Source organism: Glaciimonas immobilis (genome assembly GCF_011947285.1).
GTDB classification, from domain to species: Bacteria; Pseudomonadota; Gammaproteobacteria; order Burkholderiales; family Burkholderiaceae_D; genus Glaciimonas; species Glaciimonas immobilis.
Window position 1 is genome coordinate 142,561 of sequence record NZ_JAAOZT010000012.1, and the last position, 14,430, is coordinate 156,990.

The window sequence follows — 14,430 nt, forward strand, 5'->3', positions numbered from 1 at the left end:
CAACGTTAAAGCGTAACAATATCTGCAAGCTCCGTTAGAAGCGCTTTGATACTTTTCGAAATATAGGAAATAAATTCTTAATTTCGAAAATAGTACACCATATTTTTTGTGAATTTTGTTTATTTTGATACTCGGAAATACTTTGCCGATTAAACGATACTGCGCCGCGTAGTGATACTTGCCCCTTGCAACGCCTGCTAGCGCCACTAAATTCCAACAGAATTTATTCTTCAGCAAAGGCCAGGCGACCTGCCATAAAAGTGCGTGTGGACGGATTGAAAGTAAAGTGCAGAGTGACGTGCCTGGATTATTAGCGCGCCCCTAAGGAGTTGACAACATATCAAAGGTGGTGCAACGTAACGCGACATCCACTATGTTGCGCAGGATCAATTGCTCCTGATCAGTGTTCCACGCAATAACAAACTCCAGCTCCGGCATTTTTAGTTCCGGCATTAACGGCACCAGTTCACCTCTGGCGACATGCGAGCGCACTAAAATCTCAGGCAGTAAGGCAATACCGGCACCGCTGGCAATGATCGCGATCAACGCACTGATATTGTTGCAGGTGCCGATACCGTCACTGTCAACACCTTGGTCGCGCAGCAGATCCATGGTCATCGAGTGACTTGCCGATGGCTTTGATAAGGACCAGATTGCATGTGCTTCGAGTCGCTCACGCAAGGTTCCTGGCGCCAGATTTTTGGCTTGCAATGCGGGTGCCATCATCCAGCACATACGGACCCATCCCAGAGAGGCCGAGCGCATGTCTGCCCCGACCGCTGGCGCAGCAAAAAGTGCGATGTCAAGTTTGCCGGTTTCGAGCCGTTGCCGCATTGAGGTCGTCAAATCGATTTCGATCTGGTATACCACTTTGGGCATTATTTGACGCAACTCGGCAATGAAAGTCGAGAACCAACTGAGCGCCGCGATTTCTCCAGCACCGATCCGCACCGTGCCACTGGCTGCCTCCGGATTATCCAGATCGCCCACGACGCCATCAAGGCGTCGTAGTAAAGGCTCAACCATTTGTACCAGTTCACGTCCTTGAAACGTCAACGCCATCCGCCGTCCCTGACGCCTGAATAGCGTCACGCCAAGCGCAGCTTCCATTTCGCGTACGCGGGCGGAAATCGCGGGAGGCGAGGCGTTCATCTTCAGCGCCGCGGCATTAAACGTACCGAGCCTGGAAATCCAGCACAGCGTTTCAAGATTGATGAGAGTGACGCGCTTCATCTGCTACCTCAGCCCAAGTCGGCCCACATGGCGCTGGCTGCCTGCATCTCTGCACTCATTGGTAGCGGCTGCGCCCTGCAATAACGTCCGGCGTTGAACATCAAGGGCTCTCCATCATGATACGAAAGCTTATGAACGCGACCCACGAAAAGCACATGGTCACCGCCGTCCAGCGTACTTTCGGTTTGACATTCAAAACTTGCCAGTACGCCTTCCAATACTGGTGAACCGCCGAGGCCATCCTCGAATACGAGCCCGCTAAACTTGTTTTCGCTCGGCGTCGCGAAGCGCTGCGATAGATCGGACTGGGCCACGCCTAGTACATTAATCGCAAAATGTCCCGATGCCAAAAATCCTGGCAACGACGACGCATTGCGCTTCACGCTCCACAGCACTAGCGGTGGATCCAGCGATAGAGCGGAAAAAGAATTCGCTGTCAGCCCTTCCAGTTTGCCGTCGGGGGCACGCGTTGTGATGACGGTCACCCCTGTCGGAAAACGTCCCAGCGCATTGCGTAACTGGCGGCCATCATGCTGTCCGTCCAGCTTCACCGTTGTCATATTAGGCATTAACATTCACGTCTCGTTTTATCCGACATTGGCGTCACCATTTTTAGTCTTCCCCTACCTTTTTATACATTTATTGATTCACAAGGGGTAATACTTTTTCCGCCATCAGGATCATGGAATTGCGCGACAGGTCGCGGTCGGTCCAGTCCACGCCCGCATATAGCAACGTGCCGAACTCACCCGTAACTTGTTTCAACGCGTGCAGTTCATCAGCCACCTTGGCGGGCGAGCCATGGATGACCAATTGCTTCATCACGTCTTCCAGAGTGACGCTGTCATCGGACATCTTTGGATCAGTCTTAAAAACGCCTAGCGAGCCGCGGCGCTTGAGCTTGTTGAACAACGAGCGGTAGTAATAATAATAAGGACCATCCGTACCCATTGCGTAAGCTTCTGCCTTAGCATCATCCTCTGCCACAAACACGGTCTTGGCGACACGCCAGTTAGTAGGGTCGGGAGAACGGTCGGCGCGGGTACATCCCTCAACATACTTGGTCCAATGACTTTTGACCCACATTGGTAATAAAAAGTTAGCTGAAATAGGATCCCAACCGCGCGCGGCTGCTTCGGTAATCCCTTGAGAAAATGGAGCGACTGCGGTCACCACTATCGGCGGATATGGACGTTGTAGCGGCAACGGCACTGTACCCATGCCGGTCTCCGCAATATAAGTCCGCTCGGTCGAGATATTCCAATGCGCGCCCTTCAGGTTGTAGGGCGGCTTGGTGGTCCAAAGTTGCAATAGCTGGTCAATCGCCTCAAGAAACAGTCCGGGACGATGCAAATCATAATTACCAAATACTTCTGCGTCCGAAGGTAACGCACCAGGACTAATACCAAGAATAAAACGCCCGCCGAGTAAATGATCAAGCATGGCAATATTGCTGGCAACGGCTGCCGGATGATGATTGGGAAGATTGATGGTGCCAGTACCGAGTTTAATCTGCTTGGTCGCGTCAATCAGAGTTGCCAGAAAAAGCGCGGAGGAAGTAATATTTTCTTCTGGATCGGTAGCGTGCTCGCCAACATAGCCCTCAACGAAACCAAGCGCATCAGCTAGGATAAATGCCTCCCGATCTTCACGCAGGGAGGTTTGCCAGTCTTTACCAATGGGATGCATCGGCATCGTAAAAAAGCCAAGTTTCATCAAATTTCCTTTTAATTTATGTTACGTCTACCGAGCGGGCCAAATTGCACTGTCACCGGCACAGCACCTTCGCAGTAGTGTAAGTAAGTCGATACATAAATAAAAGTCACATGATTGGATCATAACTATTCAACTTTTCTGAACAATTATGCCTTAACCTGCAACGACGCTCAGAGCGGGTGAAGATTTGTAATGACCCAGACTGCGCTCCACTTGTTCGGCGCAGGTGCGGGCCGCTTCAAGCAGCTTGTGTTCATGGGGTTTGGTTGCACGGCGTCCGATAACCGACACGTGGATTGCCGCAGCTACGTCGCCGTTGGCATGGCGAATCGGAATGGCATAGCCGATGACGCCATCGACGGCTTCCTCTTCACTCTTGGCGTAGCCCTGGGTACGAATGCGCTGATATTCAGCTTCAAGAGCATGCACATCGGTGATGGTGTTGGCGGTGAGTTTTTTCAGTGGACCTGCCAAAGCCCGGGAAGCGAGTCGTTCATCGTTAGCGGCGAACAGCTTACCGGTAGCGGTACAATGCAGGGACAAACGTTCGCCCAGACGGATATCCAGCGAGATGCGCTGGGTGCCCATGCAACGGTCTACATAAAACACGCGCTGACCCATGTGCATGCCCAGATAGACATCGTCACCGATGATTTTTGCGAGGTCTTGCAAATGACGTCGCGCAAGAGGCCGAACGTCGAGCGAAGCGACCGTCGAGAGCGCGATGCCAACCACGCGTGGACCGATCGAATAACGTAAGTCTTCGGTCACTGTTAGCACTTCCGCCGCCACCATGGTTTGCAACATATTGTGGACGCTGCTAACGGGCAGTCCCAACGCTTCTTTAATTTCGGTCAGACGCAAGCCTTCTTTGAACCGGACCAGCAGGTCGAGTACATCGAAGGTACGCAGATATCGGTCAGGGCTCATAAAAATACCTCGCTAAATAGGGGCTTCCGATTTTCCAACCAAGAGAATGCTGGGGGGAAGCATAAACCGATGTTAAAATTCAATTTCGAAATTTCGAAATCTAATTATAGCAATATTTCACCAATGCTATACTTCCTTTCAGCCACTTTAGAAATCCCGCTCAGGCCCGCCTTTATTGGATGCGATCCGAGCGGCCTCGGCAGCGCCAGACTGCCCAGCGCTTAACAATCCACTGGGGTCTGGGCATTTGCTTTGGTTTTTGCCGGGGTTCTCGCTTTGAATCTCGCTTTGAATTTCGCTTTGAATCTTGCTTGGTCTTAATTTACAAATTTGTCATAGTCACTATAGCTACCGTAAGCCTTAAAGCGTTTGGCATCGTAGTCATAGCTGTAGGGCCGCAATCCCACCATTCCAAGGTGATTGTTCGTCGTATAGGTAAGCGGGGACGATGCGCCTTTTGTATCGACGGTAAACCCTTTGTCCATCACTTTCACCAGTTCAGCACGCGTTGGTTCCGCGCCAGCCATGTTGATTGCATGGGCGATCAACTCTCCGACGACCCATCCTGCGGCAAAATTAACGTTGTTTTTCAAATCGGTATAGCCGTATTTATCTACCGCCGTATCCATGTCCTTAATGCCTGCAGAGTCATTAATATCTCCCGGCGTAAAGCAACTGACAAAGTAGTAATCTTTACCAGCGACAGGACCGAGTGCGGAATAAATATTGGGGGTGCCTAACTGCGTAATCGAGAAAGTTGGAATCTTTAGTCCGTATTGCTGCATCGTGCGCATAAACAAAATTGTGGGAGTCGGTACGCCATAGACCGTCACAACGTCCGGTTTCATTGCGCTAACGGCCAGCACCTGCGCGGTCACGTCGGCAGCACCAACTGCGACCGGGAAGGCTTTGGAAGAGCCGCCGTATTTTTTGACTTCGGCGTCAATATATTCAGCATACTCTTTGCCCCCGGCAACATCCATATGCACGGTGGCAACCTTGAGGCCCTTCAACTTAAGTTTATCGGCAAAATAGCCTACCCCAACCTGCGCCATTTGCTTGAATCCACAATAACCGTTGTAGAACATTGGGGTAGCTGGCTCAATCGCGGCTCTGGTCACCGCAAAGGTACCGACCACCGGTAACTTGCCACGGCGAATAGTTGGCATTAACGCGACCTGAGCACTGGAATTTCCCATACCGGACATGCCGAGAACCGGTGTCTGCGTATTCAGTTTTTCATAAGCGACCCGGACTAGCGAGGCATCGTAACGGTCATCTTCGACCAGCAAATTAATCTTGCGTCCGCGAATCCCACCCGCGTCGTTGACCTTGCGCATATATGCCTGCACTCCCCTGACCCAAGGCACCTGAGATGCTGCGCCGGTACCGCTCATGTCCATGACGATACCCCAATCAATTCGATCCGTGTAGACGCCGTCGTTGGGTTGATCAAAGGCATGCGCATTGAGCGTCATGCCAGCAAATATCAATCCTGCGCCGAGGGTACGCAGTTTGGCTACCCTTCCGGCGCTAACGCGCGCGTTAAAAAATTGAGGGTTGATACCGCTAGCGCTAGGTTTTACAAAATTCATTTTGTCTCCGAGGTGTGAAATCCATATCGAAATAGTGGCGCTGGCCAGGGACGACAGCGTATTGGTTAGTCCAAAGCCACTATTATTCGAAATACTGAAAATTATTTTTTATTTTCGAAAATCATACTACATATAAATTGTCATTCCACATGATTTAAATCATTTTATTTTTACTGTGTGACGGCAGTGAATTGAGGCAACCACACTATATATGCCAACATAGGAAGCAACGGCATGTGGTGCAAGGAGCTTCCTTGCAACTTGCACAGCAGGTTTGGGTCCCAACAACAACAACATGGGCCCTTTAAGATTATGGGTTCTATGGTAATATTTTCGTAAATAAAAATTATATTTCGAAATCTGGAAATTTACGACATCACCCGAGTACTCATCCAAAAGGGTAACCGCCCTTCACTGCGCAGCAAGACACACCTCGATGTGGCGCACAACCTATAGGAAACAAGCATGGACATTTCTAGCAATATGGCACCACAAGTATTGACCAAACGTTTGGCGCTAGTGACAGGTGCTGGTCAGGGCAATGGTCGCGCCATTGCAATCGGTCTGGCTAAGGCTGGCGCGCGCGTCATCATTACCGATATCAACGCCAGCGGGATCGCCGAGGTGGAAAGCCAGATCCGCGCCGCTGGCGGTGAAGCCTGGGCGCACGTTCTTGACGTCACGTCAGTGGACGCCTGTGAAGCGCTCGCAAAAACAATCAGCGCCGAAATTGGGCAGGTAGATGTGTTGGTCAATAACGCCGGTATCCTGATCCGTGAGGGAATCGATAGTCCACGTGTGCATGCCAATCTCCAGCGCATGATGGATGTGAATCTGAACGGCGCGTTCAACATTACGCATGCGTTGCTGCCGGCATTGCGCGCTACCAAAGGATCGATCATTAATATTGCGTCGATTGCCGCCTTCGCTGGTCAACCTGGCAGTATGGGGTACTCGCCGTCTAAAGGTGCTATCAAACTACTGACGCAGTCTCTGGCGATAGAGTTGGGCAAAGATGGTATTCGGGTAAATGCTATTGCGCCGGGGGTCATTGAAACAGCGATGACGGTAGACACCCGGGGCACGCCAGCAATAATTAATAAGTTTATGCTCCGCACGCCAATGGCACGCGTCGGTCAGGCCGAAGAGCTGGTTGGACCGGTCGTTTTTCTAGCTTCTGACATGGCTAGCTATATTACCGGCGTCACGCTTCCAGTTGATGGCGGTTTCCTGGCCGGATAACTGTCCATGAAGTTCGCCCGCCTGATCTGGCGGGCTTCAACTTACTCTATACATCCACCCTGTCCCTCGCTTCTTTAATCTAAAGCCGGGACCGGGGTCAGAATAAATCCGCGATAATCATCCTCTGCGATATCAGTACATTCTTTACGATAGACACCGATTTTTGCCACATAAGGCATGAATACTCGGGGTTTACCCGGGATGTTTGCACCCAAAAACCATGAATTAGCCAGTGGGAATAGCGTCTTATTGGCTGCTGCATTGACATGCTCAACCCAATGTTGCTCCGCTTCCTCGCCTGCCTCAATGCTGGTCAACTCACGTTGCGCCAGGTAAGAAATGCAATCACCTATCCATTCGACATGCTGCTCGATGCCGACCACCATATTGACCAGTACCGATGGGCTACCGGCCCCGGTGATGATGAACATATTAGGGAAACCCGCGGTCATCAAACCCAGATAGGTACGCGGTCCGGCTGCCCATTTATCAACCAGCGACAAGCCATTGCGGCCGCGGATGTCGATATTCAGCAACGCTCCCGTCAATGCATCGTAACCTGTCGCACACACTAGCGCGTCAAGCGGGTACTCGCTAGCGCCGCAATGCACGCCCGTAGCGCTGACGGCGGTGATCGGCGTCTGCTTTAGATCGACCAACTTGACGTTGGGGCGATTGTAGGTTTCGTAGTAGCCGGTATCGACGCAAATGCGTTTGGTCCCTAGCGGGTGATCGATGGGACACAACATGTCGGCTACTGTGGGGTCTTCGACGGTGCGTCGAATTTTCCCCCGGACAAAATCGGCGATGGTATCGTTGGCGTTCTTGTCGACCATTAAATCGTTAAAAGCATGGACGAAATTGACGCCTCCTTTATCCCAGCGACGCTGATATTCGTGCGTGCGCTGTTCGTCCGTGACCTGCAAAGCGGCCTTGTCTGAAAATTCATACAACGTGCCAACCTGACGCGCACGGCTGCGATGTTCGTGGTATTCACTCTTCCACTGCTGTTGAACCTCGGGCTTAAGCGCCTCGTTCCAGCCCGGAATGGAGAAATTGGCGGTGCGCTGAAATACCACCAGCTTTTCTGCTTGTTTGGCCAGCGCCGGAATAGCCTGAATCCCGGAAGAACCAGTACCAATCACGCCCACGCGCTTGCCGCCAAAATCTACGCCCTCATGCGGCCATGCGCCGGTGTGGTAAATCTCGCCTGAAAAATTTTCCAGACCTGGAATATCCGGCAATCGGGTCGCCGACAAAGACCCACTGGCCATCACGCAGAAGCGTCCGGAGACTGAATTATGAGTATCCGTCACTAATTGCCATCGGGCGGTGCCTTCATCAAAGGTGGCTGTAGCGACGCGGGTATTAAAAGTTATATCGCGTCGCAAATCAAAGCGCTCCGCTACGTGTTTGATGTAACGTAAAATTTCTGGTTGGGCTGCGTATTTCTCGGTCCAGACCCATTCTTGTTCCAACTCGGAAGAAAACGAATAAGAGTATTGCAGGCTTTCAACATCGCAGCGTGCGCCGGGATATCGGTTCCAGTGCCAGACGCCGCCAACATCGTCCGCGGCCTCAAATACTCTGGCGGTCAAGCCCATCGCCCGTACCCGATGTAGCATATGAAGCCCGGCGAAACCGGCCCCGATGATAATTACATCATAGGCGCCAGCGGCTGCGTTGATGGGTTTCAGTGACTGAAAATCTGACATTATTTCTTTCTTTAGGGGAATGAAAATCGCTATACACCAACGCTAGGCCTCAGTTATATCCGGGCAGCATTCATTGCAGTTCAGACGTAATCGCTAGTTACAGAATGAGCGACCCAAAACATTAGGTCCCCAAATACGCTTTGATGACCACTGGATCAGCCTGCACTTCGCGCGGGGTACCTTGCGCAATCTTGCGGCCAAAATCGAGCACCACGATCTTGTCAGAGATATCCATAATGACCGGAATGTCGTGTTCAACGATCAGGAAACTCACACCGAACTCGTCTCGCACGCGCAAGATCAATTCGGTCATCGCGCTTTTTTCCGCGCTACTCATGCCCGCCATCGGCTCGTCGAGCAATACCAGACGCGCCTTTTGCATTAACGCCCGCGCAAACTCTACTTGTTTTTGACGGCCGTAAGGAAGTTCGCCCGGTAGCACGTCGGCGATATCCGGCATGCCTAAAAATTCCAGTACTTCAGTTGCCGCCACCAACGCATTACGCTGTTCCGCACGCGCCTTTCCGCTTCTCACCGCGCCTTGCAGCAAGCCGGATGAACCTTGTCGATACGCGCCGACCAGCAGATTGTCCATTACCGTCAAGCCGCCAAACAATGCCAGATTTTGGAAGGTCCGCGCGACGCCATGGCGTGACACTTCATGCGCGGCCTTGCCGGTAATGTCAGCACCATCAAAGTCCACGCGACCCGCAGTCGGGCGATACATGCCAGTGACACAATTAAATAACGTAGTTTTACCCGCACCGTTGGGGCCGATCAAGGACGTGATCTCTCCCGCATGCGCGGTAAAAGACACGTTATCCAACGCACTTAACCCTTGAAACCGCATTTGTAACGATTCTATATTTAGCAGGACTGCACTCATGCGAGAACCTCATCAGCACGCTGGCTGCCAAGGTAAGATTGGCGCACCAGATCACTGGCGCCGACTTCGGTGGCACTACCGGAAAGCACAATGCGACCTCGCTCCAATACATAAGCGGTGCTGGCAAATTCAAGCGCCAGACGCGCATTTTGTTCTACCACTAGCATGGATGTACCCAGGGTGTCACCGACAATTTTCAATTGCTCGTAAATACTTTCCACTATCAACGGTGCCAACCCCAGCGACAACTCATCAACGAGAAGCAAGCGCGGCCCGGCCACCAGCGCACGGCCTAATGCCAGCATTTGCTGTTCGCCGCCTGACAGCCAACCCGCAGCTTGTCGACGCCTTTCCAGCAAGCGCGGGAATAACTGGTATACCGCTTCCATCCGCTCTTGCACCGCTGCACGGGGCAGTATTGCAGCGCCGACCTGCAGGTTTTCTTCAACGGTCAATTGCTTGAACACCAAGCGTCCTTCCGGTACTTGCGCCATGCCCAGACGCACCAGCCGGTGTGGCGGCAAACCTAAAATCTCTGTGCCGTTAAAATTAACACTACCTGCAGTTACGCCGCCGCCATGCACTGCAAGTAATCCTGTGATGGCACGAATCAATGTGGTCTTGCCAGCGCCGTTTGCACCCAGTAAAGCGACGATTCGCCCCGCTGGCAACTGCAAGCTAACGCCATCGAGTGCTAGTCCTTTTCGGGCATAGGCCACTGATAGGTTTTCTACATTTAACATTATTTCCATACCGCACTCCGCCAGATAGAAAAACGCTTGCGTAACTGCATGCCCAGGCCAGCCATGCCGCCAGGGGCAAAAATCAGCAAAACGACCACCAGTAAGCCAAAAGTCAGATTAACTAATTGTGGTTTGCTATTTAACAGGAACTGGCCGATCGGCCCTGCCGAGGTTCCGGCGTGGGTGGCAAAACCACTGATTACCGCAGGCAATAACAACCAGATCGCCGCACCGGCCACAGAACCGGCCAGAGAACCCATACCACCAATGATGATCATCGCGATGAATTGAATCGCAAAATTGATGCTAAAAAATTCAGCATTTACGTTGGTCATGTAATACGCGTAGACCGCGCCCGCCATCGCAGCGATGGCAGAGCTGAAGGCGAACGCCTTCAGGCGCAAAATACGCACATCGATACCTGCAGCGGTGGCAGCCAGTTCGTGGTCGCGCATTGCCATCAACGCTCGGCCTTCGCGGGAACGCATGGTATTGCGCAAGCATAAATAAACTACGGCAACCAAAGGCAATAAAAAGAAATACCAGCGCATCGACGAGTCGAGCGCAAATGGCCCTACCCGTGCTTCATTAAAAGGTATGCCCACAACATCGAAAAATTTATACTGATACTCAGACAGCAGAAAGACGACGATAAAGTGCAGCGCCAGCGTGGAGAGTACAAAGTACAAACCGCGCACGCGTAGCGAAGGCAAGCCTGCAATAACACCTGCCCCGGCACCCGCAATGGCAGCGGCGACCAGCACTAACGGAAACGGCCAGCCCCATTGCGTACCAGTGACCGCGGCGGCCATCGCGCCAACGGCGTAAAAAGCACCATGGCCGATGGAAATCAAACCAGCGCAACCGGTCAGATAATTCAACGAGAGAGCGCCCAGAATCGCGATCAACGTCAGATTAATCTGGGTCATGCCAATATTCAGCAATTGCAGGTTGGACAGTCGGTAACCAAATATCGCCCGCTGATCCAGTACGACTGGCAAATAGCACAGGACCGCAATGACTGCGATCACGGTAAGGACACGGCGCCAGCCCCAAGGGAAAATCGGTGTTGGTATCAGCGGAACTACCACCGATGTCATCGCTGGCGTGGAAGGTGTAGTAGAGGTCATCGCGTTACACCCGTCCCAGCTCGCGTTGGCCAAACAAGCCCCACGGACGCACCATCAGAATCATCAGCAAGGGCGCATAAATCAAAATGTCGCGCGCTTTGGGTGAGATATAACCCGAGGCCAGCTGTTCAATCAAACCGACCAGCAAACCACCTACAATCGCACCGGGGATACTTTGCAAGCCACCAATAACCACCGCTGGCAGTGCTAATAAGCCGATGGTTTCAAGGTCTACCGTTGCGACTTGTAGCTGACCTAGGAAGACGCCGCCGATTGCTGCCAGCACGCTACCGATAGCCCAGGCAAACGCATTGATACGATTGACATTGATGCCCGATACCAGCGCCGCTTCATGGCTGTCTGCGGTCGCCCGCATTAACAGTCCGGCCGAGGTAAATTTAAAAAATGCACCGACCCCACCCATGCAGGCCCAGCACACTAGTGCTGCAGTCAAATGCAATTCCGAAATACGCACACCACCAATGACAAAACTGCCGGTTGGTAAAGGCGTAGTCAATGCCCGCGCTTGCGGCCCGTAGATCAATTCGATCACGGCGCGCAGGACAATCGCCAACGCAATCGTGATCATGATGACAGGCAACAATGGGCGTCCCGCCAGAGGGCGGATCAGCAACGCATGAATCACCGCACCAAGCAGCGCGGCGGCAACGATGATGAAGACAATGGCGAACGGAAAAGGTAAACCGAGTTGTGAGCTAGCGGTAACGGCAAGATACGCGCCGCATACCACTAGCATCCCTTGGGCAAAATTGAATACGCCAGTGGCCTTGAAAATAACCGCAAAACCAAGCGCTACGAGGCCATAGATACTTCCTAAGGCGAGACCACTGAAAAGGATTTGGGTCAGCATATTATTTGACGTACTTTTGATAGTCGCTATAGTTACCATACGCTTTAAAGCGCTTGGTATCGTAGTCGTAGTTATATGGTCTCAGCAGAACCAGGCCCAGATGATTGTCACTGGTATATTTGAGTGGAGACGACACCCCGTGCGTATCGACTTCAAAGCCTTTAGCGAGCGCGGCGACCAGTCCGGCCCGGGTTGGCTCGGCACCGGCTTTGGCGATAGATTCTGCTGCCAATTGGCCCACCACCCATCCCGCGACATAATTGCCATCATTCTTTAAGTTGCCGTTGCCATATTTATCTGCAAGCATCGCCATTTCCTTGATTGCAGGAGACTCGTCGATATCCGCTGGCGTAAAGCAGCTTACAAAATAATAGTTACTGCCGGTCTTAGGACCGAGCGCTTCATACACGCCTGGTGTACCAAGATAAGTAATGGCAAAAGTCGGAATATTTAGTCCATATTGCTGCATCGCCCGCATCAATAAGATCGCGGTCGTCGGGACGCCGTGAATTGCAACGAAATCCGGTTTCATCTTGATAATTTCCAAGACCTGTGCGGTAGCATCGGCTGCAGCGACTTTTATCTGGATCGATTGCGAGCTGCCACCACGCTGGGATACAGCCTCATCGATATACGCTGCATACTCTTTACCAGAGGCAACGTCGAGATTGACGACGGCAACTTTCGGCGTTTTCAATTTCAATTTATCAGCGAAAAATCCTACCCCAACCTGCGCCATTTCCCGGAACCCACAAAAGGAGCCATAAAACAACGGTGATGCCGGTTCGACCGCAGCTTTAGTGGTGACATAGGTGCCGACGACAGGGACCTTGCCGCGCCGGATCGATGATGCCAAAGCGACCTGGGCGCTAGAGTTACCAACACCGGAAATGCCTAGCACTGGCGTCTGGTTAGCCAGCTTGTCGTAGGCGACCCGATCAAGCGATGCATCGTAGCGCGTATCTTCGGCGAGGACATTGATTTTGCGTCCCTGGATTCCACCGGCGTCATTGATCTTGCGCATGTACGCACGAAAACCTTTGACCCATGGCAGTTGGGCCGCCGAAGCAGGACCACTCATGTCCATCATGACACCCCAATCGATATGGTCTGCGTAGACGCCATCATTTTCCTGAGCAAAAGCATGGGCGCTAAATGCCACAGTCGCCATGCTCAGGCTTAGCACGAACTTGCTAGCAGAGGCGAACGCCCTGCGGTGCGGTGTATTCATTTTGTCTCCAGAAGTGCCGCCTGGCAGCGCGGGGCTACAGGCAAGTCATTTTTTAATTTATCGGGTTTTACGCAACAGCGCCCCAACGGCGTTGTTCTTTCCTTGCCATACTGGCGTACTATCTGCGTCGGCACGCCTTGCGGGGGCGCTGTTGCGTACGTTCCACTTTCTATCAGGGAGGACCATCGACCTCCCTTTTGATAAAACTATAGTTTATTTATCAATCGAATAAAAAACCAAACCAAGTTATTTCGAATAATCGAAATAAAATCTTTAATTTCGAAAATATTATCACGAAAATTTATGCTGGGGATCAAGATTTTTTATTTTCAGTTTCCCGGAGGAAATAGCTTGTCATCACAGCGAGGCACCACCGTCTATAGCGACCTCGGAACCCGTCATGTATAAGCTATCGTCGGATAAAAGAAACAAAACCAGCTTCGCTATTTCTTCTTTGGTGCCGAGACGTTTCATTGGCACTTGCTGCACACGCCGCAGGTTTTCTTCACGGCTGCGCACGTTGAGCATGTCGGTATCGATAGGTCCCGGATGGACTGAGTTGACCCGAATGTTACGGTCTGCTAATTCCAGAGCGGCGGCTTTGGTCATGCCACGAACCGCCCATTTACTCGCTGTGTAAGCAATCGAATTAGGCGCGCTACGCAGCGCAACCGTAGAAGACATATTGACGATCGTTCCGCTGCCGGTTTCTTCAAAGGCGGAAACGACGGCGCGCATGCCAAGAAAAGTACCTAACTGGTTGATGCGCATATGCCTTTCGAATTGGGCGGTATCAGTCTCGGTCAATGGCAATGGCGTGTACACGCCCGCGTTATTGACCAATCCATGGAGCTTACCCATGCCGCGCGCTACCAGCACGGCGGCGTCCCATTGCGCTTCGGAAGTGACGTCGAGAGGCTGAAAAATACAGGCATCGCCCAATTCTTGCGCAAGCTTGTTACCCTCCTCTATCAGTACATCGGCGATGACTACACGAGCGCCTTCTGCTACCAGAAACCGTGCCTGCGCGGTTCCTATCCCGCGCGCACCACCTGAAATTAAAAATACTCTATCGGTAAATCGCGTCATATCTCATCCTTAAGTATTAAACTGCGCGATGCTGCCCTGCTGCATACGC

General features: G+C 52.1%; 13 protein-coding genes. 1 reads left to right on the forward strand and 12 read right to left on the reverse strand.

Annotation, left to right across the window (positions count from 1 at the left end; translation table 11 throughout):
• Positions 1-321: 321 nt before the first annotated feature.
• The 5 genes from HAV38_RS17765 to HAV38_RS17785 all read right to left on the reverse strand — a co-directional run bounded on the left by HAV38_RS17765 (position 322) and on the right by HAV38_RS17785 (position 5,474).
• Positions 322-1,233, reverse strand: a complete 912-nt coding sequence (locus HAV38_RS17765) for a LysR family transcriptional regulator (protein WP_168056718.1) — start codon at positions 1,231-1,233, stop codon at positions 322-324.
• Between the two features lie 8 nt (positions 1,234-1,241).
• A complete protein-coding gene (locus HAV38_RS17770) occupies positions 1,242-1,808 on the reverse strand; it encodes a flavin reductase family protein (protein ID WP_168056719.1) in 567 nt (188 codons plus the stop codon).
• 64 nt (positions 1,809-1,872) lie between these two features.
• Positions 1,873-2,949, reverse strand: coding sequence for an LLM class flavin-dependent oxidoreductase (locus tag HAV38_RS17775; RefSeq protein ID WP_168056720.1), 1,077 nt, complete (start codon positions 2,947-2,949; stop codon positions 1,873-1,875).
• A gap of 153 nt (positions 2,950-3,102) precedes the next feature.
• A complete protein-coding gene (locus HAV38_RS17780; protein WP_168056721.1) occupies positions 3,103-3,879 on the reverse strand; it encodes an IclR family transcriptional regulator in 777 nt (258 codons plus the stop codon).
• A gap of 317 nt (positions 3,880-4,196) precedes the next feature.
• The gene (locus HAV38_RS17785) at positions 4,197-5,474 is read right to left on the reverse strand and encodes an ABC transporter substrate-binding protein (protein ID WP_168056722.1); all 1,278 of its coding nucleotides are present in this window, start codon (positions 5,472-5,474) and stop codon (positions 4,197-4,199) included.
• A gap of 465 nt (positions 5,475-5,939) precedes the next feature.
• Between HAV38_RS17785 and HAV38_RS17790 the strand changes: the two genes are divergently transcribed.
• Positions 5,940-6,716, forward strand: a complete 777-nt coding sequence (locus HAV38_RS17790) for an SDR family NAD(P)-dependent oxidoreductase (RefSeq protein WP_245182430.1) — start codon at positions 5,940-5,942, stop codon at positions 6,714-6,716.
• A gap of 74 nt (positions 6,717-6,790) precedes the next feature.
• On the opposite strand, the gene HAV38_RS17795 is transcribed toward HAV38_RS17790, so the two are convergent.
• The 7 genes from HAV38_RS17795 to HAV38_RS17825 all read right to left on the reverse strand — a co-directional run bounded on the left by HAV38_RS17795 (position 6,791) and on the right by HAV38_RS17825 (position 14,381).
• Positions 6,791-8,431: a flavin-containing monooxygenase gene (locus HAV38_RS17795; RefSeq protein ID WP_168056723.1), complete on the reverse strand. Its 1,641-nt coding sequence runs from the start codon at positions 8,429-8,431 to the stop codon at positions 6,791-6,793.
• 121 nt (positions 8,432-8,552) lie between these two features.
• The gene (locus HAV38_RS17800; RefSeq protein ID WP_168056724.1) at positions 8,553-9,317 is read right to left on the reverse strand and encodes an ABC transporter ATP-binding protein; all 765 of its coding nucleotides are present in this window, start codon (positions 9,315-9,317) and stop codon (positions 8,553-8,555) included.
• Positions 9,314-10,069, reverse strand: coding sequence for an ABC transporter ATP-binding protein (locus tag HAV38_RS17805; RefSeq protein ID WP_168056725.1), 756 nt, complete (start codon positions 10,067-10,069; stop codon positions 9,314-9,316). The genes HAV38_RS17800 and HAV38_RS17805 overlap by 4 nt, the downstream gene beginning before the upstream one ends.
• Complete coding sequence (locus HAV38_RS17810; RefSeq protein WP_168056726.1) at positions 10,060-11,190, reverse strand: branched-chain amino acid ABC transporter permease; 1,131 nt, start codon at positions 11,188-11,190, stop codon at positions 10,060-10,062. Before HAV38_RS17810 ends, HAV38_RS17805 begins: the two co-directional genes overlap by 10 nt.
• 4 nt (positions 11,191-11,194) lie before the next feature.
• Entirely contained in the window at positions 11,195-12,061 is an 867-nt protein-coding gene (locus HAV38_RS17815) for a branched-chain amino acid ABC transporter permease (RefSeq protein ID WP_168056727.1), read from the reverse strand.
• 1 nt (position 12,062) lies between these two features.
• On the reverse strand, positions 12,063-13,292 hold the full coding sequence (locus HAV38_RS17820) for an ABC transporter substrate-binding protein (RefSeq protein ID WP_168056728.1): 1,230 nt from the start codon (positions 13,290-13,292) through the stop codon (positions 12,063-12,065).
• A 357-nt stretch (positions 13,293-13,649) separates the two neighbouring features.
• A complete protein-coding gene (locus tag HAV38_RS17825) occupies positions 13,650-14,381 on the reverse strand; it encodes an SDR family NAD(P)-dependent oxidoreductase (RefSeq protein ID WP_168056729.1) in 732 nt (243 codons plus the stop codon).
• Positions 14,382-14,430 lie beyond the last annotated feature (49 nt).

Bases quoted from the DNA above. Each gene is read 5' to 3' on its own strand.
- HAV38_RS17765 (WP_168056718.1), bottom strand. From the start codon at position 1,233: ATGAAGCGCGTCACTCTCATCAATCTTGAAACGCTGTGCTGGATTTCC.
- HAV38_RS17770 (WP_168056719.1), bottom strand. From the start codon at position 1,808: ATGTTAATGCCTAATATGACAACGGTGAAGCTGGACGGACAGCATGAT.
- HAV38_RS17775 (WP_168056720.1), bottom strand. From the start codon at position 2,949: ATGAAACTTGGCTTTTTTACGATGCCGATGCATCCCATTGGTAAAGAC.
- HAV38_RS17780 (WP_168056721.1), bottom strand. From the start codon at position 3,879: ATGAGCCCTGACCGATATCTGCGTACCTTCGATGTACTCGACCTGCTG.
- HAV38_RS17785 (WP_168056722.1), bottom strand. From the start codon at position 5,474: ATGAATTTTGTAAAACCTAGCGCTAGCGGTATCAACCCTCAATTTTTT.
- HAV38_RS17790 (WP_245182430.1), top strand. From the start codon at position 5,940: ATGGACATTTCTAGCAATATGGCACCACAAGTATTGACCAAACGTTTG.
- HAV38_RS17795 (WP_168056723.1), bottom strand. From the start codon at position 8,431: ATGTCAGATTTTCAGTCACTGAAACCCATCAACGCAGCCGCTGGCGCC.
- HAV38_RS17800 (WP_168056724.1), bottom strand. From the start codon at position 9,317: ATGAGTGCAGTCCTGCTAAATATAGAATCGTTACAAATGCGGTTTCAA.
- HAV38_RS17805 (WP_168056725.1), bottom strand. From the start codon at position 10,069: ATGGAAATAATGTTAAATGTAGAAAACCTATCAGTGGCCTATGCCCGA.
- HAV38_RS17810 (WP_168056726.1), bottom strand. From the start codon at position 11,190: ATGACCTCTACTACACCTTCCACGCCAGCGATGACATCGGTGGTAGTT.
- HAV38_RS17815 (WP_168056727.1), bottom strand. From the start codon at position 12,061: ATGCTGACCCAAATCCTTTTCAGTGGTCTCGCCTTAGGAAGTATCTAT.
- HAV38_RS17820 (WP_168056728.1), bottom strand. From the start codon at position 13,292: ATGAATACACCGCACCGCAGGGCGTTCGCCTCTGCTAGCAAGTTCGTG.
- HAV38_RS17825 (WP_168056729.1), bottom strand. From the start codon at position 14,381: ATGACGCGATTTACCGATAGAGTATTTTTAATTTCAGGTGGTGCGCGC.